A 23,984-nucleotide genomic window follows, 5' to 3' on the forward strand; every position below is an offset into this window, starting at 1 on the left:
ATGTCCTATTTCGCGGCAGCGCTCGTGTCGCTGATCCTTGGCGAGTCCCTCATGGCGGCAGGATATGGCTTTCCGTCCGCGCCGATCCGGGCTCCGCAGACGCTCGTTCTCGTCCATCTCATCGCCATCGGCTGGCTCAGCCTTCTGCTCTGCGGGGCGCTGTTTCAATTTGTCCCGGTCCTCATCGCGCGGCGCCTTCACAGCAACGCGCTGCCTCTGCCAACCCTTGTCCTGCTGGTGGCGGGACTCGCGGCGCTGCTTTTCGGCTTCCTTCAGCTCTCCGGCATGATCGACGTGGGCGGATGGCTCTTCCCGCTCGCCGCCGGCCTGCTGTCAGGCGGATTTGCGCTTGTCCTCTATAATCTCGGTCGCACGCTCTGGCAGGCGCGGCCTCTCCCCCTGCCGGCGCGGTTTGTTGCGGTCGCTCTCCTTTGCCTCGCTGCAACGGTCACATTCGGTGCCGTCTTTGGTTTCGTCTTCGCCGGATCGGTCCAATCCGGGACGTTGCTGACGATCGCCGCCGGCGGTCTGCCGCTGCACGTCATCGCCGGGCTCGGCGGCTGGCTGACATTCGCGGTCATGGGCGTGAGCTACCGTCTCCTGGCGATGTTCATGCTCGCCCCGGAACTGGAAGGCGCCACGCCCCGTGCGGTCTACTGGCTTGGGACAGGCGCGCTCGCCGTGGCGATCCTTGGCGGCGTCGCGCAGCTTCTTCGCGACGCAACGATCCTGCCCGTGCTCTGCGTCGGCGCCCTTCTCGGCTTTGCCGCGCTGGCCTTCTATGGAGTCGACATCGTCTATCTCTACCGCGCCCGCAAGCGCCGCGTCATCGAGCTCAACAGCCAGATGGCCGCGCTGGCGCTGATCTCGCTCGCCGCAGCCGTCGCGCTGATGGTCGTCCTGATCGCGATGAACCGTCTTACAGACCAGATAGGCGCCGTCGTCTTCCTCACGGCCTTCGGATGGCTGACCGGCCTCGGCCTCGCCAAGCTCTACAAGATCGTTGCCTTCCTGACCTGGCTCGAATGCTACGGTCCCGTGCTCGGCAAGACTGCAACGCCCCGGGTGCAGGATCTCGTCATCGAGGGACGCGCTCGGCCGTGGTTCCTCCTTTATTTCCTGTCCGTCTGGGGCGCGACGGCGGCGCTGCTCTTCGCTCATGCCTTTGCTTTCAGGATGGCGAGCGGAGTGATGGTCGTCGCCACGCTCGCGATCGCCGCGCAGCTCCTGCGCACCCGGCTGCTGTCGGACCTGACGGCCGAGGCCCCGCTGCCCGAAGGCGCGCACCGGCCGCATCTCCTCGTCTCCCTGACGAATTCAACCTGACCGGAAAGGAGGCCAACGCCCATGCCACAAACCTTTGTCGACCTTGACGTCCGTCCGATCCTTCGCGGCGGCGGTGAGCCGTTCGAGAAGATCATGCAAGCCGTCAATGCTCTCGCCCCCGACCAGGGGTTGCGGCTTTACGCGACATTCAAGCCGCTTCCTCTGTTCCAGGTGCTGGGCAGCAAGGGCTTTGCCCACGAGGCCAGAGAGATCGAGGGCGGCGACTGGGAGGTGCTGTTCAGGCGTATTGGGGCCCCCGTCGAAGACGAGGCGATCACCAACGCCGCGCCCCCCGACACGCGGGACTGGCCCGATCCTGCCCGGCAGATGGACAATCGCGATCTCGAGCCTCCCGAGCCGATGATCCGCATCCTGGCGGCGCTGGAGACGATGCGGTCAGGCGACGTTCTCGAGGCACTGCTGTGCCGCGAACCGATGTTCCTGTTGCCCGAGCTTGCCAAGCGAGGACATGCATGGCGGGGCGGTTTCGAGCCGGACGGCACGACCTACAAGATCCTCGTGCGCGTCGGCGAAGGCCAGGAACCGGCGGCTTGAGAGCCTTTTTGCCGGCCTCCTGCCCCGTTGGGAGTCTCTCACGATGTTCATCCAGACCGAAGCGACACGCGACCCGGAGAGCCTGAAGTTCCTCCCCGGCAGAGACGTTCTTCCGGGCCGAACCCTGAGCATCTCCGATCGCAGCGAAGCCGCTCGCTCGCCGCTTGCCGCAAAGCTCTTCGAAGTACCCGGCGTCGCGGCCCTGTCCCTCGGGACGGACTACATAACGGTCACCAAAGACAAGGGTGAGTGGCAACATCTCAAGCCGGCTCTCCTCGGCGCGATCATGGAGCATTTCATGGCTGGCGCGCCGGTCCTGATCGAGCAATCCGCCGACGCCGCGGCGGCGACCGGGACGGGCGCGGCCGCTCAAAAGGTCAAGGAGGCCCTTCGCCGGGTCATCGATCCGGAGCTCGGCTACAATATCGTCGATCTCGGCCTGATCTATGACGTGCGTGTCGATGCCAACGGCGTTGCCTCGGTCATCATGACGACCACGACGCCCGGCTGTCCCGCCACCAGCTATCTCACCGAAGGTGCACGGGAGTGTGCGGCTTCTGTCGAAGGTGTCGAGATGGCCGAGGTCACGCTCACCCATGAACCGCGCTGGTCGCCGGAGCTGATGAGCGACGACGCCAAGGCTCATTTCGGCATTCGCTGAGGACTGGCTAACGATGAACGCGACATCCAGACGCCCGATCGCGGCCCAGGACGACCCGGCCGGACCCGCCTTTCCCATTGCCGATCTTCTTCTCGAAAGCCTCCAACTTCTGGCGCGCGGCGGACAGCCGGAAGACGCCTGCCGTCTTGCCGGCCGCGGCTATGCGTTGCTGCGAAGATCGCAACCCGACGTCGCCCGCCGCTTCGACGTCTTCCTGCATCGCCTGACACCGCGCCTGACCTGGACCGAGGCCCCTCGGCGAGGCGAGCATATCACCTCTCGCGGTCCCGCCATCACCGGTACCCGCCTCCCATCGGCTTTCGGCAAGGGGGAGCCCGATCGATGACGACCACCGTCGTCGGGCACGCATGCCGCGCGCTCCAAGCGGGTTTCCGGCCAGATATCCGGTCGAGAGCGACGGGCCCCGTCCGGTCCCGGCGCGCCCTTGCCGCTCCCCGCCTGATTACCGGTGCGGCCTTCCTCTTCCTCATCGCGATTGTCGTTGGGATATTGTGAATGCGCCGGCGCGGGGCCTCGTCGACATCGCCCCTCTCATCGCGCGCTGCCGCTTGGCTACACCGCGTTCGCTTACAAGATCCGCGAGGCCGGAACGAGGCCCGCTCAGCCGGCCAGGGCGGCGCGGCATCAGGCCGTTGCGGCACTGGCGATGCGGCGATATCCGGCACGTCCATGGTAAAAGCCGTTGCTGAAGGATGTGCCCCCGCAGAGGTCGCGCAGTGACGCTTCCGCATCGCTCAAAGCAAGCCTCCCGTCCAACGCTGCCCGGAAGGCAGACGCCACCGCTGCCATATTCACGGCCTGGGGCATCAGCCGAAGATGGGTGACGCCGTCGGCCACAAGCCGTTCGGTCTCCGGCAACAGGTCCACATAGCTCTCGGACTGGGTCTGGATGCCGTTCACCCGCAGGATCGGGCGATCGTCGGCCGTGCGAAGCGGCATCCCGTCGGGATCCTTTTCGCAGACAAACCCGCAATTGTCCTTGGTTCGGCCATGGGCGCGGGCATGATAGCAGCGCGCCGAGACGGCGAGAGAGGCGCGCCCGAAGACCTGCACCTCGACGCCCAGCCCGAGGTCCCGCGCAGCCTGGGCTGCCACCGAGATGGCCGTGGCGGGCATTTCGCCGGGCAAGCACACATGCGTCGCGCCTTGTCCGGCCATCCAGGCAATGGTCGCCTCGTTATAGACGTTCATGAACGGCCCGAGACGATGCGGGCGGCGGCCGCGCGCAAACAGGCCGGCGGCGTTGTTGATCTCGATCTCGAGGCCGTCCGTCGCGCAGAGCATTTCCATCGCCTTGCGCTCGCGCTTGAGCATGACCTCGGCGAGCGAGGACAGGATCACCGTCTTGCCGGCGCGCTCCAGGCGCTCGATCGTGGTCGATAGATCGGGTTCATGAAAGGGCGCCCGCTTCGAGCAGATCACCTCACCCAGATAGACCTCGTCCACCGGGGCTTCGTCGGCGATGCGGGCATAGAAGTCGCGCCGCGTCTCCGCGGACCAGTGGTAGGCGATCGGGCCGAGGGTCAGCTTCGTCATCTCTCTCACCGCCATTTCTTCGTCTCGAACGCGCCCTGGGTCTGCTTCTGCCCCTCGGTCAGGGCCACCAGATCGGCGACGTTGGCGGATCGTCCGGCACGGATATCGTCCACTGCATGGCGGAAGGCCGAGACCACCTCCCGTACATAGCTCTTCGACCTTTGCCGGCCCTCGATCTTGAAGGCATTCACCCCGGCGTCGATCAGCTCGGGCAGGAGCCGCGAGAGATTGAGGCTCACCGGTTCCTCAAAGGCATAATAACCCTCGGATCGATGCGGCGCGGTATAGCGACCCTTGCAGATCGTGGGATAACCCGCCTTCTCGTCGGGGCCGAAACAGTCGATGGTGAAGCCCGCCAGTTGCGAGGAAATCGAGCCGTCGTCGTGGCGCGTATATTCCACGTCGGAGGCCGGGGAACACACACCGTCCATGTTGGTCGATTGCCCGGTGAGATAGTTGGTCAGGCTGCACCGCCCTTCCACCATCAGCCCATGATTGCCGAAAATGAATGTCTCGATCTCGCAGGGAACTTCCTTCCGGACCTCGCGGATCTCGGGGATCGTGAGGATGCGTGGCAGCACAACCCGTTTCACCCCGAAATGCTCGCAATAATAGCGGATCGCTTCGGGACTTGATGCGGCGGCCTGCACTGACAGATGCAGCCGGATGCCGCGATGGCTGCGAGCCACGTAATCGGCCACGCCCATGTCGGCGACGATGAAGGCATCGATGCCCAGCCGCGCGCCGGTATCGGCTGCCTGGCGCCAGAGATCGACCTTGCCCGCCGGTGGATAGGTATTGAGCGTCAGCAGCACCTTGGCACCCTTGGCATGGGCATAGGCGACCGACTCGCGCAGCTCTTCGGGAGTGAAGTTCAAGCCCGGGAAGTTCCGCGCATTGGTGGCGTCCTGAAAGCCGCAATAGACAGCGTCGGCGCCCGCGTCGACGGCGGTGCGCAACGCCGCAGGCGTACCGGCGGGGCAGATCAGTTCGGCAGTGTTCATCTCACGGAATGTCCTTGCGATTGGTTTGGGTAGGCTCGACGCAGCGCCGTCAGAACCGAACGGCCGGGTGGCCCGAACATCTCGGCGGTCTCCTCGGCAACCGAACCGTCGACATCATCGAGCGCATTCCGGAGCCGTACGACCGCTTCGGCATCGCCAGAAACCTCGAGATGGCGCGAGAAGAAGGCAGCATCGCCATCCACTTGCGAGTCGATCAGTTCCAGCAGAAGCATGAACCGACCCCGAATGATCGCGCCGGCTTGCGGCGCGGCAGCACGCGGGACGGCGCGGAGGACGAGCGCCTTCGGGTCCGGCCGAAGGTGAAGGGCAAAGGGCAGTTCGACAGGGTCGATCAGGAAGTCGGTCGACTGGTGGGGCCCCAGCCGCGCGAAGAGCGATGGATGACGGTCCGCGATTCGGCGCACGACACGGGAGAGGAGCGGCTGAATGAGCAGGCAGGCAAGGCGCGACAATGCCGTCTGTCCAGACCTGTGTGCGCGGGAGATCGTGTCGACGTTCATGTCCATGGTGACCGTCGCCATTGCGGCTGCGCCGCCATCGACACCGGCGGCGCAACGCGCCGGACGGGCCGCATCATTCGATTCCACCGATATCTTCCTTTCTTCACGCGGAGCCGATATTCGCTGACGCCTCGCGGTCGCGGGACGCGGCGGAACCATATTTTTGCCGGGACAAAGTCGCGCATATGCGGACCGACTTGGCGGCATCGCCAGCCGCAACCGCGATTTCGTCGAAAAGCGCCGCAGTCTCGCTGAACACCGACGTGTCGGGCTCCTGCTCAGTGAGCTCGTCGATCTCGGCGAGGAAGGCGAGCCGGGCGATGATCTGGTCACGCTGCTCGCGGGCATTGGCAATCGCCTGACGGGCCTGCCGGCGATGCTCGAGGGCCGTAAAACGGTCCAGGGCACCTTCAAGCCTCACGCGGCATTGACAGTTGAGGTCGACGGTCGAGATGACGCGCCGGAGTCGAGAAACGAGGTCTTCCGCATCAGGCGACGAATGGACGAGCGCGGGCATGGCGATACCTCCGGTAATTGGCTGCCCGACACTCGCTCCACCGGCGTGACGACGCTTTGCCCTGGGGCAAAGGAAAGGTGCGACAAAAGCGGCCGCTGCGGCATTTCGGTCTATTGGCGCCGCTTTCAAAGCGCGGGACTATCCAGGGCGAAATGTCTATGCCGACGTCGATCGAGACCCTCTCGCGCTCACCGACTGCCAACCGCGTGCGCGGCCTGAAGTTGCTCGCGAATTGCTCCCGGTGCTCGATTCGTCCGGCGAGCGTCTGCTCCGCGCTCGACGCTGGCGCGTTGTCCGAATTCGAAGCCATCGGGCGCGAGGCGAGCTTCGCGCCGCGAATGATCGTCTTCATGGAGGGGGAGCGGGCCGACTGGGTGTACACTGTGACCAGTGGTCTTGTTCGCCTGTTCCGGCTCTTGCCGAATGGCCAGCGTCAGATTGTCGGCTTCGGACTTCCCGGTGATTTCCTCGGACTGCCGCGGGGCGAGCGACATGTCTACTCGGCCGACGCGGCGGTCGGAACGACCGCGTGCCGATTCCACCGTCAGGACTTCATCATGTTTGCCGAGAATCACACTCGGTTTCTCCGAAGGCTGCACGACGCTGCCGTGAAGGCACTCGATCTCGCTCAGGAGCAGATGACGCAACTGGGACCGCGCCGCGCCGACGCCAAGATCGCCTCCTTCATCCTGTCGATGCGCGCACGCTGGATGGAGATCAACGGGGCCGGCGAGTCGGTGCCTCTGCCGATGAGTCGGCAGGACATCGGCGATTATGTGGGCCTGAATATCGCCACGGTCAGCCGAACGTTCACCCGTCTCGACCGGCAGGGCGTGATACGCATCGTGCCCAAAGGCGTCCGAATCCTGAATTTCCCGGCCCTCCGGCAGCTCGCCGAGCAATAGACCCAGGAGCTATCGGGTGGCTGTGGCCTCAGGCGAGGTCAATGGGATTGCGCATGCGGCCTGCGAAACCAGATCACCAGGTGGTGAATGAAGCCGGCGAACGTGGCGCACCATGCCAACGCGGCAAAGACTATGAAATAGCGGGGGATGAATAACAGGAAGGTGAGATCAAGCGTCCTTGCCATCTGCAGCGTGCACACGGTGTACATGCCGAGGGGGAAGACCGCCCCCCAATATGACGGATCGTAGCGCAACGGGAACCGGCGATAGATATGCCGCCATACGCCAAGCAGCAGCAGCATCGGGACCCACCATGTTCCTGTCGCCCAGTAGAACACGGTGAATCCCTTGAGGAAGGGCAACAACGACTGCAGAAACGGCGCCGCTTCGGTATTCTCGACCAGCCTGGCGCCGACCAGCACCGAAATCGCCATGGCCCCCATGTTGATCCAATATGGCGGTGAGAGATCGCCCGGTGAGAAGGCGAAGAACGTGTAGCGATAGAAAATGAGCGAGATCATCCAGATGTAAAACATCCCGCCCCACAGCCACATGGAGAGGGCGAGGAAGTTGAGCTCGAGACGATACGGCTGTTGCCAATGCGTCGCGATCAGCGCGCTGAGCAGCGCCACTGACTGCGTGGCGACGATAGCGAGCAACCAAGCGCCGGTGATACCTTCGTCGAGGGACGGTTTCACCCGCTTCACCGTCAGCGCGACGAAGATCGAGTAGGTCAAGCCGGACCAGAGCACGAGGGCAATCGCCCACAGCACGACCGCGGCCGTCAGGCTGCCGCCGATCGTCAGGCACTGGGTACCGAGGATGCAGGACCCGGCAACGGCGGTGAAGAGCCCAGGGGCCCGTCGATGGTCACTCACGTCGCTCAGAACGTCAGATCCGAACCAAGCAATGCGGAGCGCGGAAAGTGCGACCAGCGCTGCATAGATCACGACGTTTAGGACGAACAAAATATAGCCGATCGTCGGCATGCCCAGGAAACTGAAGCCGATCGACAGAATTCCGGTCGCCATCACCATCGCGAAATAGGCGGGAGACAGGTCTCTGACGCTTGTCCGAAACCTCCCGAGAAAGCTGGCTCTGCTGTCCAACGCTCCTTCTCCATCCCGGGCGAGTGGCCTGAAATCGAACCGGAGGATCGCAGGCCCCGGCCAGTTTCCACGCCGGCAGTGCATGACCAAGCTGCGTGACATGGCCGACTTCGGACCAGTGCCGGCCTACACCGGGCACGAGCCGATTAATATGCATCCTTGATGCTTATTCAAGCGCGGATGAAAAATGCGCCTGGCATCCTTCGCGACCGGGATCGCCGAAGAGCTCAGGCTGACACGTCATCACCTGGCGAGGATCACGCAAGCGGTTCGCAAGAGGCGGGATGATCTGCCGCGGCGGCGGAAGCGGAACTGCCCTCGCTTTTGGGAAGGCCCCTTGCCCTCACCCGAAATCTCGCGCCGCGTGTCGCGGACGGACACACCGCGGCTGATGGGCATGAAGACCAGCTTCATGCCCATCAGCGAGGTGAAACAGCCTTATTGCACCGGCTCGATTTCCGTCGGTCGCCAGCTCTTGTCGAAGAAGGAGGCGAGCGGGCTGTAGAGCCGTAAAATCACCACCCACCCCTTGTCCGGATCGGTTTGTATCCAGTTGCCGCGCGCGACGCCGTCGGGCTGCTCGGGCGAGAACCAGACCGTGATCGAGCCGTCCTCGGCCGCTTCGGCCGCGGGCGAGGGATAGTTCTGCGAGCCCGCACGCGGATATTTCTGCGGCGTCTTGAGCATCGAGCGGGTCTGGTTGTCGTAGAGGGTGAAGGACCAGAAGGCCTCGGCCGGGATGCCCTTGGGCAACGTCACCTTGTAGGTCTTCGCGCCGTCGAAGTAATCGCCGTTACCGTCCCTGGAGGCGAAGAGATATTGCGATCCGACCCCGGTGAGCCGCATTGCCATCGCCGGGGTGATCCCGGTCGCCATGTAGAAGAACGAGGTTCGGGCATCATTCTGCTTGTAGCCGCTCGGCGGATAGGGCTTGGCGCCGTCCCTGGTGATCTCGGGCAGAGGCGTCTCGAACAGGTAGCCGCCCTGGAAAAGCGGATTCCACCACTGAGAGTCCTTGTACCAGAACCAGTCCGGATCACGCGGAGCGAAACCGAGCGTGCGACCTGTCGCGTTGGCGACCGCCACGGCATCGTTCAGGATCTTCTTCATCCTCGCGTCGGGTGCGAATTCCTGTCCCTTCTTGATGCCGACCGCGGCGATCGGACCCATCAGTTCGGGATCGAGCACCACCGCCGGCTCGCTCTGCACCAGACGGTCCAGCATCTCGTAATAGGTGAAATCGTTCGGCGGGATGGTGTTGATGGAAAGCCCCGTGCCCTCGTGGAAGACCGGTGTCTTCGGCTCCGCATTGCGGCCGAGCCCGACCCCGCCTTCGAGGAACCGGGCGATCGACATGCCGACGCCGCCGGGCGCGTAGGGGTAGATCTTCAGGTTCGACTTGATGACCTCGACGGTCGGCGCCGGGTCGTCATTGGTCAGGAAGGAACGTCCCAGGATGACGACGCGATTGGTCTTCGAATGTCCGACATAGAACCCGCCTTCGGGCAGGAAGCCGTCATAGCCTGGTCCGACGAGCAGGTACTTGCCCCCCTCGCCGCGATCCGGTCCGGGGCGGCCGAAGTCGCTCACCCAGCGGAACCACATATCGTCGAACGTGCCGAGCGCACCCGGCGGCGTCTCCACGATCATCGGTCCGTCCGAAAGATCGACGAATCCGAGGTAGTAGACAGTATCCGCATTCGCCGTCAGGAACAGCGACTCGGAATCCATCAGCTTGGAGAAGATAAGGATCTCATTGTCCTTGATCCCCGCTGCGTGGAATCCCTCCAGCACGGCCTGCATGCTGACGCCCTTGAAGGTGTCGGTGAAGGCGCGGAAGGCGTATGTGAAGTCGAGGTTGTCATATACCGCGGCGGCGGTCTCCTCGCTCGGCGCTCCATCCCTGAAGGTAAGATCGCCGATCTGCGTCTTGACGCTGTCGGGCGTGGTGATGGACGCGGGCGTCTGCGCCGACGCGTTGCCCGAGGGGACGGCTGCGAGCAGAAGCGCGAGGGCGGTACCAGCGACGATACGTGCGTAGGGCATCCTTGATCTCCGGTTGAAAAAAAACGCGCCCGACCCCAGCCAGAAGCGGACGCGCCCATTGCTTGGCAGAGCATGCTCGAGCGGCCCCGTCAATCGGGGCCGGACAATCCCACGCGGCCGCGGCGCCCGCTATCCGAATCTTGCAATCTGAGGGGCAGCAGCCGAATTTTCTCGTCCAAGCCCTCTTTTCGCTCACCTGCGCGATTAGTCATAGTGGCGAGGAGGCGCCCAGCCATGACCGCCAGTCATCCCGACGAGCAGCGATCTCAGATCGTCCAGGGCAGGTTCGACGACATCGACGCACTGGCCGATGCGGCTCTCGACTGGGACCAGGAATACCACCAGATCGGTCGGGGCCGGTTTCATGGCGAGCTGACGCAGCTCGTCCTCGGGCAGGTCCAGCTCAATCGGGAGCAGTGGGAGACGGGGGTGCTGCAAAGCGGCGCCGCGCCGGAGGGGACCTGGGTCTTCGGCCTGCCGCTCAGGGCGGACGGACCGCTTCACGTCCGCCGCCAGCCGGTCCGCGACGGCGAGTTGCTCGCCGCCACCTCGTCCGACGACGTGGGATTTGTCGCCGAGGGCGCCACCGACCTGATGATCGTGGTCCTGCCCAACAGCCTGATCAACCGGTGGATGCGCGCGCGCCGCGGCATCGACGGCATCGACGCCGATCTTCCGCCGCGCCACTGGGTGGTCTCCAGTCTGGAAATGGCACGCCGGTCGCGGCTGTTGTTCACCCTGCAGAACGAATTGGTGAACTCGGGTGACGCCGAGATGACCAGCCGGCTGATCGCCCACGTCGAAGCAAGGATTTCCGAGACGATCTTCGACCTGATCCCCTCGGCCGAGACCGTCGAATCGCTGCCGAGCCGCGCGCGCATCGCGCGGGAAGTGCTGCGCGTTCTTCACGACCGTCTCGACGATCCGCCGACCGTGACGGCGCTGTGCGAAGACGTCGGGGCGAGGGAGCGGACGCTCTACCTGAGCTGTGTCGAGGCGTTCGGCCGTCCGCCCGCCCAACTGCTGCTCGAACTGCGGCTGAACGCGGTGCGCCGGGCGCTGGCGAGCCCGGCGCTCGGGACGACGGTGACCGGCGCGGCATCCCGGTTCGGCTTCACGCATCTGGGGCGGTTCTCATCAATGTATGCCCGTCAATTTGGTGAACTGCCGTCCGCGACGCTGGCGGAATCGCTTGGAAGCAACTGATGGTCGAAATCGCCGGGCCTCACTGCCGCCTGGGGTCTCCAACAGGCGTCGGCCAGTCCACTTCCGCCGCGCGGCAAAGAGACGGTTCAAAGCCCGATCCTGCAGGTCCACCACCGATCAGGCCCCTTCGCGAGATTTCGGCTTTCGGATAGCTGGACGGCGCAATCCGGATAGACGATTGCGGCCTCGAACCTATTGTCGAGGCGCGAGGGGGGAGACGAAACGCCCTTCTCCAGCTATCCTCCGCCGGCGGCCATGTTGAGATTTCCGCCAAGCGTTCAGCGCGAGAGTGGGAACCGGAACCCCGATACCGAAGCTTGATAGGAGACGAGATTGCTCAATCAGGACAAACTTTCCAACGCAGACATCGCGCTATTTTACAACTCATCTTACGTTGACGTCGGATCTTCAATTTACGACGAAGCAACAAATGTAAAGAAATCACTGGAATATTATGGCCACGACGTTCAGACATTTTCGGGTACATCGGCCTTTTGGTGGGATTACGTCAAATCAAACGATGTCATCGCTATTCCAGAGTTGCAGAAAACCCTGACGCTGGACCCGGGCGCTGCGACCATCCTCAAGCAGTTTGTGATGAACGGCGGGACGCTCATCGTCTTCCAGGACGAACGCAATACGGATTTCGTCAACAGCGTCTTCGGCACCGATCTCTCCTGGCAACCATCGTCCAGCACAAGCACCCGCCAGGGCGATGCGTCGGGAACGACGTTTCAGGATGGACCGAACGCCATTCCGGATAACGCCTCCCTGGACGCCGTCGACGAAGCCAGCCTGCCGCCCGGTGCCGAAAGTTACTACGAGAACGCCCTCGGCGACTCGACGGTCTTCTCCTTCCAGGTCGGCAAGGGCCAGATCACATACCTGGGTTGGGACTGGGAAGACTCTTTCCCGGCCCATTTCGTCGGACAGGACGGCGGCTGGAACAAGGTGCTCGACAATTCGATCAGCGAGACCGACGGCAAGACCAACGGCGCCTTCATCAAGGGCACCAAGAAGGACGACAAGGTCACCCTGACCAAGGCGCTGAAGGGCGAGACGGCCACCGAATTCGACGACTACATCAAGCTCAAGAAGGGCGACGACAAGGCCAAGGCCGGCGACGGCGCCGATATGATCTTCGGCGCCAAGGGCGAGGACAAATGCATCGGCCAGGACGGCAACGACTGGCTCGCGGGCGAGCAGGACGACGACATCCTCAAGGGTGGCGACGGCATGGACTGCTTCTACTTCAACAAGAAGCTGGCCAAGGCCGGCGTCGACTACATCAAGGACTTCTCGTTCTCCGATAACGACCTCGTCGTCCTCAGCCAGAAGGTCTTCTCCGACCTGTCGCTCGGCAGCATGTCGACCACCGACTTCAACGACCACATCGACATCAACTCGAACGGCGAGATCGAATATAACGGCGACGTCTTCGCTCGCGTGAAATCGGGCGTCGCCGCCCTGATGGACGAGGAGGATTTCGTCGTCGTCGCCTGATCGCGGCTTCGCGGTCGATCATCATTCCCGAGCCGCGGCAGGCACACTGCCGCGGCTTTTCCTTGGCCATTTTCCGGCGCCCCGCGGAGCGCTCCCGTTTCTGCGCTAGCCGAGCTGGCTCCTGAGCCAGGCGAGAGCCTCGCCCTGCATCGGACGATCGAAGCGGTGCGGGCCGTCGTGGAAAGCGGCGGTATAGGCACCGGGCACGCCGGCGCGATCGTAGTGGCGCCGGATCATCGCGTCGGCATCGCGCATGCCGGCTTCGGGGAACATCTCATCGCCCAGCGCATAGTTGACGAGGAGCGGCTTCGGCGCAGCGCAGGCGGCGATCCCGGGAAAGTCGCCGATCTGGCCCCAGCCACCCGTGAACAGCATCCAGTTATGCGGCACCACATGGCGGGAAAGCATCGGCTCGTAGGTCGACATCATCCCGGCAACGACCCGCGCGGCAAGATTGTCGGCGGTGGCGCCGAGCAACGCGGCGCGCAGGCCGCCGCCGGAGAAGCCGACACATCCGATGCGGGCCGAATCGACGTCGTCCCGTGCGGCCAGATAGTTCAGCGCGACGCGATCCTCGTAGGCGGTGACCGCCGCATAGCTGGTGCCGAGAAGGCCGCAATATTTGGCGATCTGGTGCTCGTGGAGATAGGCGGCGCCGTTGTAGCGCAGCACCTCCGGCGCGATCGCGCCATGGCCGAGGGCCGCTCCGACGGAATCGGCGAGATCGCGATCCATTTCCGGCATCGCCTCGAGCGGGAACTTGCGGGCGCCCCAGAGGAAGGTATCGTGGACGAGCACGGCAAAGCCCGCCCGGGCATAGTCATTGGCGAAGGCGCGACCGCCGTAATAGGTCTCGCGGAACGGCCGGACCGCCGCGACCGGCCCGCCGCGACCATCGGCGATCTTCTCCTTGCCGTAGAGCTTGAAATGCCCGTGGTCGTAGAGCGCGACGATGCCCGGCAGCTGCCCCTTCGCCCCGGCGGGTTTCAGCAGGAGCGCGCGGGTCGGCGGCCCGTAGCCCACGGACCAGGTCACCTCCTCGCCTTCGACACCATCGGCCTCCCAGCGATCGGCGGTTGTCGCTTCGCCGGGCTGTTCGTCGCCGACGGTGAAGCGAAGCGTCGCCCTCACCTCATCGGTTGTGACGAAGGTTTCGGGGAAGACCGGGCCAAGCGCGCGGCAGGCATCCACCAGGTCGGAATAGGGACCGAGATCGGCATAGGTCGGCATGGCTGCATCCAGTGAGCGTGAGCGGGGGTGGGAGCATAACGGCTCGGTCAGCGATGGAACAATCGCCGCGTGCGCGGTCGCCCGCGCCAACATTATCGCTTTGGCCTCAAGACTCGTGTAGTTTGGCGATCAGCGACCCCTGTAGATTTGCCTCTTCGGCGAGAAGCAAAGACGTGCCTGGCGAATTCGAGAGGGTTTGGCCGTGCGCACAGGTTCCGTCATCGCGATCGTTGTCAGCTTCGTCTTTTCCGGCGAGTCGCTTGCCCTTTCGCCGTGCCCGGACGTCACTCAACGCAGCACGGCAGTCGGCAGGATCTTTGTCGATGAAGGCGGGATGACCCTCTACTCATTTCGCGACGACGAGCGATATCGACCCCATTGTCTTGGAAGCTGCGCCGCGCAGTGGCCGCCTTTCGACGCCGCCGGATTGATCGCCTGCGACGAAGCCAACCACAATTGGTCGATCATTGTGCGCTCCGACGGCCGGTCCCAATGGGCACTCGATGGACGTCCGATGTACCGCTCCGCGATGGACCTGGCTCCCGGCGAGATGACATCCGCAGGACCGGCCTGGGCACCGGCCGGGGTCCCCTGCCCCGCGGCGAAATCGCGTTTTGGAACTCTCAGCGAAGACGAAGCCTATGCCGTTGTCGGTGGCGCCATCGCGAAAGGGATCGAGCCCGTTGGCGAGCTTCGGCGATGGTGCGGGATCGGCATCGACGAATTGTCGATCAGAGCCAAGATCAGCGTCTCGGACATCAGGGCGCAGGAAAGCGGCAAGCGCGACCTCGGTGCGGCCGCCAGGTTAGCGATCAGCCAGGCACTTGGGGCCCCGGTCTATCTATTGCTGGAATGAGAGGAACGACTCGCGACCAGAGGAGGCATTACCGCAACGGAGGTGAGGCCATGCACGTACGTTTTGCCCTGGTGATCATCACCAGCCTTGTGACGTCGGCCAGCGCGCTCGGCGACCAGCGCTGCCCGAAGATCACCCGCGCCGCCACCGGCGCCGGCTGGATCTTCGTCGACGAAGCCGGAATGACGCTCTACACGTATCGGGACGACGGAAGGTATCAACCTCGCTGCCTCGGGCGGTGCGCCGCTGCCTGGCCGCCGCTGTCGAGCACCACGACTCCCTGCGCCTGCGACAACTATGACGGTTGGTCGGTGATAACGCGCGCCGATGGCCTGTCGCAATGGGCGCTGGACGGGCATCCCCTGTACCGCTCCGCGAAAGATCTGGCCCCTGGCGACATGACCATGGCCGGGCCGGCCTGGCTTCCGGCGACGGTCCCATGCCCGGCGGCGAAGTCGGTGTTTGGAATCCTTGGCGAAGACGAGGCCTATGCCGTCGTCGGCGACGCCATCGCGCAAGGGATCGAGCCCGTTGGCGAGCTTCGGCGATGGTGCGGGATCGGCATCGACGAATTGTCGATCAGAGCCAAGATCAGCATCTCCGACATCAAGGCGCAGGAGAGCGGCAGGCGCGAGCTCGGCAGGACAGCCCGGATCGCGATCGCCGAGGCGCTCGGAGCCCCCGTCTACCTGTTCCTTAGATAACGGAAGCGACCGATGATCCGAGGGGCGCGGGCAGGCGTCACGGCGGTTGTGCTTCTCAACGCACTGCTGCCGCGCGACGCGATGTCGGCAGGCGAGGTCCCCGTCGATCTGAAGCTCGTCCTCGCCGTAGACGCTTCCTCGTCGATGGACATCTACGAACAGAAACTCCAGCGGAACGGCTACGCCGCCGCGTTCCGCTCGCCTGCCGTGATCGCGGCGATCATGTCCGGGGCACGGCGGCGAATTGCCGTTTCCTACGTCGAATGGGGTGATCCCGAGAACCAGATCGTCGTCGTCCCCTGGACCGTCGTCGACGGCGCAGACAGCTCCAACCAGCTTGCGGCCAGATTGGCCGCCGCCCCTTTGAATCGCTTCTTCGGCACCTCGATCGCGCAGGCGCTCGCCTATTCCACCGCTTTGCTGTCGCAAAGCGCGTTCACCAGCGATCGATGGGTCATCGACATTTCCGGCGACGGGCCCAACAACATGGGTCCGCCCGTGGAACCGGAAAGGAGCGCCGCCCTGTCGCGCGGCATCACCATCAACGGACTGCCGATCATGATCAGAACGCGCTGGGGCCAGGGGGCCTACACTCTCGCCGGCCTCGACGATTACTACCGCGATTGCGTGATCGGCGGCCCGGACGCTTTCGTCGTCGTCGTCCGGAGTCGCGACAAATTCGCGGAGGCAATCGAGCGAAAGCTGATCCTGGAGATCATCGCCGTCCAGCGGACGATGATCACCCCGATCGCCGACACAGGCCCGGCGGATGATGCGGTCTGTCCTGCCGACGAAAAGTAGCCTCGCATTGCACCGGCCGTGGACGGCCACTAGGTTGAAGCGGCGGAATCGGGGTCGGTCTCGTCCGCGGTTTCTCGATCGGAGTGTCGGACATCGGGATGCGGCTGCTTGCCGGACTGCTGACCAAGTTCATCCGCAATGGCCGCCTGCGCCTCTACGATGCCGTGGGCGGCCTGCACGAATTCGGCTCGGGCGAGGACGGCCCGACGGTGACCGTGCGGCTGCACGACCGGGCGCTCGAACGCAAGCTCGCGCTCAACCCGGAGCTGATCGCCGCCGAGGCCTATATGGACGGGACGCTGACCTTCGAGGACGGCGCGACGGTCCACCAGTTCCTCGAGCTCTTCTCGGTCAATCGCTCCGGGCTCGCCTCGGCCGGATCGCAGAAGCTGATCCGCCGCCTCTGGCGCGGCGTCAAGCGCTGGCAGCAGGCCAACCCGCTCGGCGTCGCGAGCCGCAACGTCCGTCACCACTATGACCTGTCGACCGACCTCTTCCGGCTCTTCCTCGACGCGGGGCTGAATTATTCCTGCGCCTATTACCGCGACCCGGAGACCGACACTCTCGAAGGGGCGCAGGAGGCGAAGCTCGTCCATATCGCCGCCAAGCTGCGGCTCGAGCCGGGGATGAGCGTCGTCGAGATCGGCTCGGGCTGGGGCTCGCTGGCGATCCATCTCGCCAGGACCCGCGGAGCGAAGGTGACGGCGATCAACGTCTCGCCCGAGCAGCTCGCGATCTCCCGCCGGCGGGTCGAGGAGGCGGGCGTCGGCGACCGGGTGACCTTTCTCGAGCGCGACTATCGCGAGGTCGAGGGGCGGTTCGACCGCGTCGTCTCGGTCGGCATGATGGAGCATGTCGGCGTCGGCCATTTCGACGACTATTTCGTCAAGGTGCGCGAGCTGATGACCGACGACGGCTTCGCCATGATCCACGCGATCGGGCGGATGACGCCGCCCGGCACGACCGGCCCCTTCATCCGCAAATACATCTTCCCCGGCGGCTATGTGCCGGCGCTGTCGGAGGTCTTCGCTTCGCTGGAGCGGGTCGGGTTGTGGGCCGACGACACCGAGATCCTGCGGCTCCACTACTACTACACCATCCGGGAATGGCGGCGGCGCTTCGCCGCCAACCGCGAGGCGGCGGCAAAGCTCTATGACGAGCGCTTCTGCCGGATGTGGGAATTCTATCTCTCGGCGGTCGAGCTCGGCTTCCTGCACGGCTCGAACATGGTGTTCCAGCTGCTCCTGTCGCGGCAGCGCGATGCGGTGCCGATCGTCCGCGACTTCATCGTCGACGCGGAGCGCGCGATGCGTGGCGGCGAGGCGCCGGCCCGGAAGACGGCCTGACCGCGCGAGGTCGAAGCCGGGATCGCTATTCCGCCGCAGCCATTTCATCCACCTGCGCAACCGCCGGCCGGAACACCAGCCGCGCCGCAACGACGGCAAGGGCGGCGCCGGCGAATTGCGCCGCGATGAAGGCCGGGGCATGGGCCGGCGCTATGCCCGAAAAGGTGCCGGTGAGCGCCCGCGCGATCGTGACGGCCGGGTTGGCGAAGGAGGTCGACGAGGTGAACCAGTAGGCCGCGGTGATATAGAGCCCGACGGCGAAGGGGATCGCACCCGGATTACGGGCAACCAGCGCCAGGATGGTGAGGACCAGGCCGAAGGTCGCGACCACCTCGCCGAGCCATTGCCCGGTGCCGGTCCTGACGATGACGCCAACCTGGATGGCAGGAAGATCGAACATCAGGTGGGCGATCACAACGCCGAGGACCGCGCCCGCCACCTGGGCGACGACATAGGCGATGGCAGGGGCCGGGCCGATCTCGCCGCGCATGGCGAAGGCGAAGGTGACGGCCGGATTGAAATGGGCGCCCGACACCGGCCCGAACACCAGGATCAGGACGATCAGGATGGCGCCCGTCGGCAACGTGTTGCCGAGCAGCGCAAGGGCGATATTCCCGCCGGCGAGCTGCTCGGCCATGATGCCGGAACCGACCACGGTGGCCAGCAGGAAGGCCGTGCCAATGACCTCGGCGGCGAGCCGTTGCGCGGCGGAAAATCCGTTCATGCCTCGCCTGTCGCCCTGGCGGTCGCTCCTTCCTGATGGCCGATCTCGCGAAGCCGGTTGCGCAGCGAGAGCTTGTCGAGCGAGGCGAGCGGCAGGGAGACGAAGGCGGAGATCCGGCTGTTCATCATGCGATAGGCCTCGCTGAAGGCAAAGGCGATCTCGGCTGGCGAACCGGTCACCCTGGCCGGGTCCTCGACGCCCCAATGGGCGCTCATCGGCTGGCCGGGAAAGACCGGGCAGGTCTCCGCCGCGTCGTCGCAGACGGTGAAGACGAAATCCATCTTCGGGGCGTCCGGCGCGAGAAATTCCTCCCACGACTTCGACCGGAAGCCGCTGGTATCGTAATTGAGCCTTGAAAGAAGCCGCAGGGCGTTGGGATTGACCTCGCCCTTCGGTTCGCTGCCGGCGCTGAAGGCACGAAAGCGCCCCATGCCCTCCCGGTTGAGGATGGCTTCCGCGATGATCGAACGCGCGGAATTGCCAGTGCAGAGAAACAGCACGTTCAGGGGTTCAGTTGGATCGGCCATGGGGACTATCTTCTTGGTTTCGGGAGCGGCTCGCCGACCGCAGATCAACGATCAGCGGGGCGCAGAGTTCGGGGCGGCCGCCGCAGCAATCCGCCGTCAGGAAGGCGACGAGCGCCCTCACCCTCTCGAGCTCCGCGCGATAACGGATGGTCCGTCCCTCGCGGGTCGATGAGACGAGGCTGGCGCGCTGCAGCACGGCGAGGTGCGTCGACAGGGTGTTGTGGGGCACGCCGAGATGGCGGGCGATCTCGCCGGCCGGCAAGCCGGGCTGCTCGGCCGCGACAAGCCGCCGGAAGATGTTCAGCCGGGTCGGCTGGGCCAACGCCGCGAGGGCTTCGATTGCCGATTTATCATCCATATGTCGAGACATATCGACATATTATTGCGATTGGATGACAGCCGCGATGACGAAGCCCGCCACAACGAAAAAAACCGGCGGCCATGGCCGCCGGTCCTCTTGATCCGGTTTCTCCCGGCCGAGACTTCCGCGGCCTCTTCGCCCCGGAAGAGGGAACCCCCGCTACTCAACGACGATCGGCCGGGTCGCGAGGACCGCCTTGGAGTCGCCGTTGTAGTAGCGCAGCATGTAGCTGCCCGGCTCCTTCGGGGCTTTCACCTTGAGCGTCTGGGCATCGTAGTCTCCGTTGCTCAGCCGGACGCTGACGAGCCGCTTTCCATCGACCGGGTCTCCCGTCATGACGTCGATCGAGTCACGGGCGGCCCCCGGACCGACCCAGGACACGGTGAAGAACGCACCCGCCTCTGCCGTGCCAGGCGCCTCGATCGTCACCTCGGTCGCCACGACGACGATCGGCGCCGTGGCCAGGACCTTGCGACCGACCCCATCCCAATACCGCAACTGGTAGTCGCCGGACCTGATCGGGGCGATGAGCTTCGCCGTCCTCCCGTCGAAGTCGCCATTGACCAGCCGGATGGAGTGGACGACACGGCCATTGCCGTTGCTGCCGGCCGGATCGAATATCTCCGCGGCGTCGCGGTTCGAGCCCGGACCGACCCAGGAGACCGTGAAGGTCCGCCCCATGTCCACGGATTCCGGCCCGGCGATCGTCACTTCGGTTTCGACGACGGCAATCGGGGCGGTGGCAAGCACAGCGCGGCCGTCGCCGCTCCAGTAACGGAGCTGATAGTCGCCGGGTCTGGTCGGTGCGAGGAGCTTGACGGTCCTCGCCTCATAGTCGCCGTTGACGAGGCGAAGCGAGACGGCCACCTTGCCGTTTCCGTTATTGCCCTCGGGATCGAATATCTCGATGGCATCGCGATTGGCGCCGGGCCCGACCCAGGAGACCTCGAAGCTGCGTCCCATGTCGACCGATTCCGGTCCGGAGACCGAGACCTCGGTGGCGACCACCGTGATCGGCCGGGTCGCCAGCACCACCCGGCTGTCGCCGTTCCAGTAGCGAAGCAGGTAGTCGCCCGGGTCCGTCGGCGCCGTCAGCTTGACCTTCCGGCCTTCGTAGTCGCCATTGGCGACCCGGATCGTGCCAATCACGCGGCCCTCGCCGTTCTTCGCCGCCGGATCGAACAGCTCGACCGAGTCGCGGCGCGCACCGGGCCCAACCCAGGCGATCTCGAAGGTACGGCCGATATCGATCATATCCGGCGCGGACAGCGAAACCTCCGCGTCCAGCACCTCGATCTCGCGGCCGGCGAGCACCATCCGATCGTCGCGATTCCAGTAGCGGAGCTGGTAGAAACCGGGCTCGGCCGGCATGACCAGCTTCACCGTCCGGTTCTCGTAGTCGCCATGGACGAGGCGAAGCTCGCGAACCAGCGCGCCCTCGCCCTGCTTCGCCGCCGGATCGAAGAGCTGGATCGTATCGCGCTGCCCGCCGGGGCCGATCCATTCGATCGCCACCGTCGATCCGATCGGCGCGTTCGGCGGCGCGGAAAGCGATACCGCCGCATCGACAACCTCGATCGACCGGGTGGCGATAATGTTGCTGCGGTCGTAGCGGTACTGAAGCTCGTAGTTGCCCGGCTTGACCGGCGCGGTCATCCGCACCCGCTTCTCCTCGAAGTCACCATGGATGAGGCGGATGCCACGGAGATCACGACCGTTGCCGTTGTTGCTGGCCGGGTCGAACAGGTAGATGTAATCATATTGCTCGCCGGGCCCTTCCCAGGCGACGACCAGCGGCTTGCCGATCTCGATCGAGTCGGGCGCCTCAAGGCTCGCCCCGGGAAGCTCGGCGACCTCCTCCGGCGGCTCCTCGACCGGCGGCGGAGGCGGCTCGACCACCTCGGCGACGGTCTCGGCCAGAGCATCGCCCAGCGCGTCGGCGTTGTCCGCCTGGAAATACTTGCCGCCGGTTTCCTCCGCCAGGCAGGCGACCTGGCGCCCCTCCTCCGCCGACAGGCCGAAGCCGACGACATGGGCGGTGAAATCGACACCCTCCGCCTCGAGCTGCCTGGCAAGCGCGCAGGGGTCGGCGTTACAGGTCTCGAGGCCGTCGGTGATCAGGATCACCGTCGCCTTCTCCTCCGTGTATTTGAGGGTCTCGGCGGCCCGGCGGACCGCCTCGCTGAGCGGAGTCTTGCCCTTCGGGCTGATCTTCTCGGCGGTACCGATGATATTGGCGGCGGAGCCGGGCGCGGGCGGGATGATCAGCTCGATATCCGAGCAGTCACCCTTTTCGCGATGACCATAGGCGAGGAGGCCAAGTGACAAATCGTCGGGCGTCGAGGACAGGACCTCGCCAAGCACCTTCCGCGCAATGCTGATCTTCGGTGTTCCATCGATCTGGCCCCACATCGATCCCGACCCATCAAGAACGATGATCGCGCGCTCGGCCGCCAAAGCGGTCGTGGCTACGACGATCAGAGCAAGGAAGACGAACATGCGTGAAACAAATGGCATCGGCAGGGCCTCCCGTTGGTGCCGGGAGGGTAGCCGCCAGACGCCCGAATGCAAGACCTGACGGCCGAGCGCGGCCTTCCGGTCCCCGCTAGACGTGGCTCTCCAGCCCCTTGGCCAGCGCTTCCAGCGTAGCCGGGGCGATCTTGCCTATCACCATGTAGCCGACCCCGCCGGCATTCCAGAAGCCGACATTCCAGTCCCCCTGCTTCTCGAGGGTCAACGGGGTGTCGGGCTTGCCGTTGGCGATGATGCAGAAGGCGACCGGGCCGTCAGATGGAGACAGGTAGGCGACCTGGGCGAGCGGCATGCCGCGGAAATCGAGAAGCTCCGTCCGCTTCAGCGCCATGCCGGGAAGCGCCACCGCCTCCGGCGACAGGGCAAGCGAGAGCTTGCGGTTGACCGCCGCGAGCTCCGCCTCCCTCTGGGCCGGATCGTCGGAAATGACCGAGAGGGTCTCGTCGGTATAGAGGTCCATATATTCCGCCACCGCGACCCGCCAGTTCTCGGGTGGGCCCTGGACGACCTCGACCTCGGCCGGCAGGGCAAGCCGCGCTATGGCGAATCCGGCAACACCACCGACGATCAGGACGATCGCCGCGGCCGCCGCCCGGTACCAGCCAGTCCGCGCCGGGCGCGATGGCGACCTGGCCGCCTCGGCGAGCATCGCGGCCAGCCGCTGCCGGGGAGCCTCATCGAGAAGGAGATCGAAGGCGGTGGCATCCGGACGGCCGCGGGCGAGCGCGTCGCAACGGGCGTGCAGGCCGGCATCCCCGGCAAGGCGCTCCTCGAACGCCTGGCGCGCCTCCGGCTCCAATTCACCATCGAGATAGCCGGTGATCTCGACATCGATCGACGAAAGCGGTTCCTGCATGCTCATGACCTCGCCCGCCTCGCCTGGGGGTCGCCTCCAGCCGATTCAGACAGTTTCGCCCGGGCCGCGGCGAGCCGGCTCATAACCGTTCCGATCGGAACATCCAGAGCCTCGGCGGCTTCGCGATAGGTGAATCCTTCGACATAGACGAGAAAGACGGTTTCGCGCTGCGCCTCGGGCAGGGCCTGCACGTTCCTCAACACCTGAGCCGCCGAAATATTCGCCTCGACAGCGCGGGCTCCATCGAAAATCAGCGCGGATTCGGCATCGACGAGGCCCTCGCCGCGACGGTAGCGGGCGGCGCGCAGGTCGTTGAGCCAGATCCGGTGGAGGATTGTCATCAACCAGCGATCGAGTCTCGTGCCCGGCTCGAACTGGTGGGCCCGCTCCAGCGCCCTGACGCAGGTCGCCTGGACGAGATCCTCCGCCGTATCCCGGCTGCCGGACAGGACCAGCCCATAGCGCCACAGCCGCGTCAGGTGCGACGCGAGGCCAAGCTTCACGGCATCGTGACTGCTTTCGCTCATGGCAATGCGAATAGGATTGCACCCATCGGTGTTTGCGGCTCGTGAGTGTAAACGACCTGCCCGATGCGGGCGCTACACATTTCCGGGAGATGAGAATCATGCACGGAAGAAGCGTATTTGGACGAGCAACCCTGGCCGCGGCCTCGCTTGGCGCTGCCATCGCCCTTGCCGCGATTTCGGGCCCGGCCCTCGCCGCGAGCGGCGGAGGCAGCGGCGGAAGCAGCACGCCGAAATGCAACGCGGGGTGGGTCTACGACAAGCAGAAGCAGGTCTGCGTTCGCGAAGACGCCGCCACGGACAGCGACCTCTACGAAAAGGGCCGCGCCCTTGCCGTCGCCGGCGAATACGAGGGCGCGCTCCATCTGCTGACCGCGGTGCGCAACCAGAAGGATGCGATGGTGCTGACCATGATCGGCTATTCGAAGCGCAAGATGGGCGATGTCGACGAGGGCATCGCCTACTACCACAAGGCGCTCGCCATCGAGCCGGACAACGTGCTGACCCGCGAATATCTCGGCGAAGGCTACGTGATGATGGGCCGGTTCGACCTCGCCCAGGCCGAGCTCGACCAGATCGGCGTGATCTGCGGCGTCGATTGCGAGGAGTATCG

The 23,984-nt window shown here is 65.0% G+C and carries 25 protein-coding genes; 12 read left to right on the top strand and 13 right to left on the bottom strand.

Features of this window, described 5'->3' with window-relative positions; all coding sequences use genetic code 11:
- From KDJ86_RS06265 to KDJ86_RS06280, 4 genes are all read left to right on the top strand, one after another.
- Positions 1 to 1,326: hypothetical protein (locus KDJ86_RS06265; protein ID WP_291744050.1), on the top strand; the 1,326-nt coding region annotated here is incomplete at its 5' end.
- A gap of 21 nt (positions 1,327 to 1,347) precedes the next feature.
- A complete protein-coding gene (locus KDJ86_RS06270) occupies positions 1,348 to 1,881 on the top strand; it encodes a DUF2249 domain-containing protein (RefSeq protein ID WP_291744052.1) in 534 nt (177 codons plus the stop codon).
- A 43-nt stretch (positions 1,882 to 1,924) separates the two neighbouring features.
- Positions 1,925 to 2,542, top strand: a complete 618-nt coding sequence (locus KDJ86_RS06275; RefSeq protein WP_291744053.1) for a NifU N-terminal domain-containing protein — start codon at positions 1,925 to 1,927, stop codon at positions 2,540 to 2,542.
- Between the two features lie 13 nt (positions 2,543 to 2,555).
- On the top strand, positions 2,556 to 2,888 hold the full coding sequence (locus tag KDJ86_RS06280; RefSeq protein ID WP_291744055.1) for a hypothetical protein: 333 nt from the start codon (positions 2,556 to 2,558) through the stop codon (positions 2,886 to 2,888).
- A gap of 299 nt (positions 2,889 to 3,187) precedes the next feature.
- On the opposite strand, the gene ubiV is transcribed toward KDJ86_RS06280, so the two are convergent.
- The 4 genes from ubiV to KDJ86_RS06300 form a co-directional block, all read right to left on the bottom strand.
- Positions 3,188 to 4,114: a ubiquinone anaerobic biosynthesis protein UbiV gene (gene ubiV, locus KDJ86_RS06285; protein ID WP_367116759.1), complete on the bottom strand. Its 927-nt coding sequence runs from the start codon at positions 4,112 to 4,114 to the stop codon at positions 3,188 to 3,190.
- On the bottom strand, positions 4,105 to 5,103 hold the full coding sequence (gene ubiU / locus KDJ86_RS06290) for a ubiquinone anaerobic biosynthesis protein UbiU (RefSeq protein ID WP_291744058.1): 999 nt from the start codon (positions 5,101 to 5,103) through the stop codon (positions 4,105 to 4,107). The genes ubiV and ubiU overlap by 10 nt, the downstream gene beginning before the upstream one ends.
- Entirely contained in the window at positions 5,100 to 5,645 is a 546-nt protein-coding gene (gene ubiT / locus KDJ86_RS06295; protein ID WP_291744060.1) for a ubiquinone anaerobic biosynthesis accessory factor UbiT, read from the bottom strand. Before ubiT ends, ubiU begins: the two co-directional genes overlap by 4 nt.
- Before the next feature lie 82 nt (positions 5,646 to 5,727).
- On the bottom strand, positions 5,728 to 6,141 hold the full coding sequence (locus KDJ86_RS06300; protein ID WP_291744062.1) for a hypothetical protein: 414 nt from the start codon (positions 6,139 to 6,141) through the stop codon (positions 5,728 to 5,730).
- A gap of 158 nt (positions 6,142 to 6,299) precedes the next feature.
- Here KDJ86_RS06300 and KDJ86_RS06305 point away from each other — a divergent pair, with 158 nt between their 5' ends.
- Entirely contained in the window at positions 6,300 to 7,046 is a 747-nt protein-coding gene (locus tag KDJ86_RS06305) for a Crp/Fnr family transcriptional regulator (protein WP_291744063.1), read from the top strand.
- Between the two features lie 38 nt (positions 7,047 to 7,084).
- On the opposite strand, the gene KDJ86_RS06310 is transcribed toward KDJ86_RS06305, so the two are convergent.
- Together KDJ86_RS06310 and KDJ86_RS06315 are read right to left on the bottom strand one after the other, a co-directional pair.
- Complete coding sequence (locus KDJ86_RS06310; protein WP_291744065.1) at positions 7,085 to 8,155, bottom strand: tellurite resistance/C4-dicarboxylate transporter family protein; 1,071 nt, start codon at positions 8,153 to 8,155, stop codon at positions 7,085 to 7,087.
- 438 nt (positions 8,156 to 8,593) lie between these two features.
- Entirely contained in the window at positions 8,594 to 10,201 is a 1,608-nt protein-coding gene (locus KDJ86_RS06315; RefSeq protein WP_291744067.1) for a DUF1254 domain-containing protein, read from the bottom strand.
- Between the two features lie 234 nt (positions 10,202 to 10,435).
- Here KDJ86_RS06315 and KDJ86_RS06320 point away from each other — a divergent pair, with 234 nt between their 5' ends.
- Positions 10,436 to 11,407, top strand: a complete 972-nt coding sequence (locus KDJ86_RS06320; protein WP_291744069.1) for a helix-turn-helix domain-containing protein — start codon at positions 10,436 to 10,438, stop codon at positions 11,405 to 11,407.
- Positions 11,408 to 11,947: 540 nt separating this feature from the next.
- The gene (locus tag KDJ86_RS06325) at positions 11,948 to 12,910 is read left to right on the top strand and encodes a calcium-binding protein (protein ID WP_291744070.1); all 963 of its coding nucleotides are present in this window, start codon (positions 11,948 to 11,950) and stop codon (positions 12,908 to 12,910) included.
- 105 nt (positions 12,911 to 13,015) lie between these two features.
- On the opposite strand, the gene KDJ86_RS06330 is transcribed toward KDJ86_RS06325, so the two are convergent.
- The gene (locus KDJ86_RS06330) at positions 13,016 to 14,140 is read right to left on the bottom strand and encodes a dienelactone hydrolase family protein (RefSeq protein ID WP_291744072.1); all 1,125 of its coding nucleotides are present in this window, start codon (positions 14,138 to 14,140) and stop codon (positions 13,016 to 13,018) included.
- Between the two features lie 202 nt (positions 14,141 to 14,342).
- On the opposite strand from KDJ86_RS06330, the gene KDJ86_RS06335 reads away from it, so the two are divergent.
- The 4 genes from KDJ86_RS06335 (at position 14,343) to KDJ86_RS06350 (ending at position 17,847) form a co-directional block, all read left to right on the top strand.
- Positions 14,343 to 14,996: a hypothetical protein gene (locus KDJ86_RS06335; protein ID WP_291744090.1), complete on the top strand. Its 654-nt coding sequence runs from the start codon at positions 14,343 to 14,345 to the stop codon at positions 14,994 to 14,996.
- Between the two features lie 50 nt (positions 14,997 to 15,046).
- Entirely contained in the window at positions 15,047 to 15,700 is a 654-nt protein-coding gene (locus KDJ86_RS06340) for a hypothetical protein (RefSeq protein ID WP_291744073.1), read from the top strand.
- Between the two features lie 12 nt (positions 15,701 to 15,712).
- The gene (locus KDJ86_RS06345; protein WP_291744075.1) at positions 15,713 to 16,501 is read left to right on the top strand and encodes a DUF1194 domain-containing protein; all 789 of its coding nucleotides are present in this window, start codon (positions 15,713 to 15,715) and stop codon (positions 16,499 to 16,501) included.
- A 98-nt stretch (positions 16,502 to 16,599) separates the two neighbouring features.
- Complete coding sequence (locus KDJ86_RS06350) at positions 16,600 to 17,847, top strand: SAM-dependent methyltransferase (RefSeq protein WP_291744077.1); 1,248 nt, start codon at positions 16,600 to 16,602, stop codon at positions 17,845 to 17,847.
- Positions 17,848 to 17,872: 25 nt separating this feature from the next.
- Here the strand turns inward: KDJ86_RS06350 and KDJ86_RS06355 are convergent, their stop codons facing one another.
- The 6 genes from KDJ86_RS06355 to KDJ86_RS06380 form a co-directional block, all read right to left on the bottom strand.
- On the bottom strand, positions 17,873 to 18,571 hold the full coding sequence (locus KDJ86_RS06355; RefSeq protein WP_291744079.1) for an aquaporin: 699 nt from the start codon (positions 18,569 to 18,571) through the stop codon (positions 17,873 to 17,875).
- Positions 18,568 to 19,098 (bottom strand): arsenate reductase ArsC, encoded by a 531-nt coding sequence (locus KDJ86_RS06360; protein ID WP_291744081.1) that lies wholly within the window; start codon positions 19,096 to 19,098, stop codon positions 18,568 to 18,570. The genes KDJ86_RS06355 and KDJ86_RS06360 overlap by 4 nt, the downstream gene beginning before the upstream one ends.
- A complete protein-coding gene (locus tag KDJ86_RS06365) occupies positions 19,082 to 19,456 on the bottom strand; it encodes an ArsR/SmtB family transcription factor (protein WP_291744083.1) in 375 nt (124 codons plus the stop codon). Before KDJ86_RS06365 ends, KDJ86_RS06360 begins: the two co-directional genes overlap by 17 nt.
- A gap of 162 nt (positions 19,457 to 19,618) precedes the next feature.
- Positions 19,619 to 21,976, bottom strand: a complete 2,358-nt coding sequence (locus KDJ86_RS20570; protein WP_367116760.1) for a vWA domain-containing protein — start codon at positions 21,974 to 21,976, stop codon at positions 19,619 to 19,621.
- 88 nt (positions 21,977 to 22,064) lie between these two features.
- Positions 22,065 to 22,853 carry an anti-sigma factor family protein gene (locus tag KDJ86_RS06375; RefSeq protein WP_291744085.1) on the bottom strand — a complete coding sequence of 263 codons (789 nt, stop codon included), beginning with the start codon at positions 22,851 to 22,853 and terminating at the stop codon, positions 22,065 to 22,067.
- Positions 22,850 to 23,374 (bottom strand): RNA polymerase sigma factor, encoded by a 525-nt coding sequence (locus tag KDJ86_RS06380; protein WP_291744086.1) that lies wholly within the window; start codon positions 23,372 to 23,374, stop codon positions 22,850 to 22,852. The genes KDJ86_RS06375 and KDJ86_RS06380 overlap by 4 nt, the downstream gene beginning before the upstream one ends.
- A 98-nt stretch (positions 23,375 to 23,472) precedes the next feature.
- Here KDJ86_RS06380 and KDJ86_RS06385 point away from each other — a divergent pair.
- Positions 23,473 to 23,984: tetratricopeptide repeat protein (locus tag KDJ86_RS06385; protein WP_291744088.1), on the top strand; the 512-nt coding region annotated here is incomplete at its 3' end.

Origin of the sequence: Bauldia sp. (assembly GCF_020442045.1) — a bacterium.
In the GTDB taxonomy this organism is placed as follows: domain Bacteria; phylum Pseudomonadota; class Alphaproteobacteria; order Rhizobiales; family Kaistiaceae; genus Bauldia.

Bases quoted from the DNA above. Each gene is read 5' to 3' on its own strand.
- KDJ86_RS06270 (WP_291744052.1), top strand. From the start codon at position 1,348: ATGCCACAAACCTTTGTCGACCTTGACGTCCGTCCGATCCTTCGCGGC.
- KDJ86_RS06275 (WP_291744053.1), top strand. From the start codon at position 1,925: ATGTTCATCCAGACCGAAGCGACACGCGACCCGGAGAGCCTGAAGTTC.
- KDJ86_RS06280 (WP_291744055.1), top strand. From the start codon at position 2,556: ATGAACGCGACATCCAGACGCCCGATCGCGGCCCAGGACGACCCGGCC.
- ubiV (WP_367116759.1), bottom strand. From the start codon at position 4,114: ATGGCGGTGAGAGAGATGACGAAGCTGACCCTCGGCCCGATCGCCTAC.
- ubiU (WP_291744058.1), bottom strand. From the start codon at position 5,103: ATGAACACTGCCGAACTGATCTGCCCCGCCGGTACGCCTGCGGCGTTG.
- ubiT (WP_291744060.1), bottom strand. From the start codon at position 5,645: ATGGCGACGGTCACCATGGACATGAACGTCGACACGATCTCCCGCGCA.
- KDJ86_RS06300 (WP_291744062.1), bottom strand. From the start codon at position 6,141: ATGCCCGCGCTCGTCCATTCGTCGCCTGATGCGGAAGACCTCGTTTCT.
- KDJ86_RS06305 (WP_291744063.1), top strand. From the start codon at position 6,300: ATGCCGACGTCGATCGAGACCCTCTCGCGCTCACCGACTGCCAACCGC.
- KDJ86_RS06315 (WP_291744067.1), bottom strand. From the start codon at position 10,201: ATGCCCTACGCACGTATCGTCGCTGGTACCGCCCTCGCGCTTCTGCTC.
- KDJ86_RS06320 (WP_291744069.1), top strand. From the start codon at position 10,436: ATGACCGCCAGTCATCCCGACGAGCAGCGATCTCAGATCGTCCAGGGC.
- KDJ86_RS06330 (WP_291744072.1), bottom strand. From the start codon at position 14,140: ATGCCGACCTATGCCGATCTCGGTCCCTATTCCGACCTGGTGGATGCC.
- KDJ86_RS06340 (WP_291744073.1), top strand. From the start codon at position 15,047: ATGCACGTACGTTTTGCCCTGGTGATCATCACCAGCCTTGTGACGTCG.
- KDJ86_RS06345 (WP_291744075.1), top strand. From the start codon at position 15,713: ATGATCCGAGGGGCGCGGGCAGGCGTCACGGCGGTTGTGCTTCTCAAC.
- KDJ86_RS06350 (WP_291744077.1), top strand. From the start codon at position 16,600: ATGCGGCTGCTTGCCGGACTGCTGACCAAGTTCATCCGCAATGGCCGC.
- KDJ86_RS06355 (WP_291744079.1), bottom strand. From the start codon at position 18,571: ATGAACGGATTTTCCGCCGCGCAACGGCTCGCCGCCGAGGTCATTGGC.
- KDJ86_RS06360 (WP_291744081.1), bottom strand. From the start codon at position 19,098: ATGGCCGATCCAACTGAACCCCTGAACGTGCTGTTTCTCTGCACTGGC.
- KDJ86_RS06365 (WP_291744083.1), bottom strand. From the start codon at position 19,456: ATGGATGATAAATCGGCAATCGAAGCCCTCGCGGCGTTGGCCCAGCCG.
- KDJ86_RS20570 (WP_367116760.1), bottom strand. From the start codon at position 21,976: ATGCCATTTGTTTCACGCATGTTCGTCTTCCTTGCTCTGATCGTCGTA.
- KDJ86_RS06375 (WP_291744085.1), bottom strand. From the start codon at position 22,853: ATGAGCATGCAGGAACCGCTTTCGTCGATCGATGTCGAGATCACCGGC.
- KDJ86_RS06380 (WP_291744086.1), bottom strand. From the start codon at position 23,374: ATGAGCGAAAGCAGTCACGATGCCGTGAAGCTTGGCCTCGCGTCGCAC.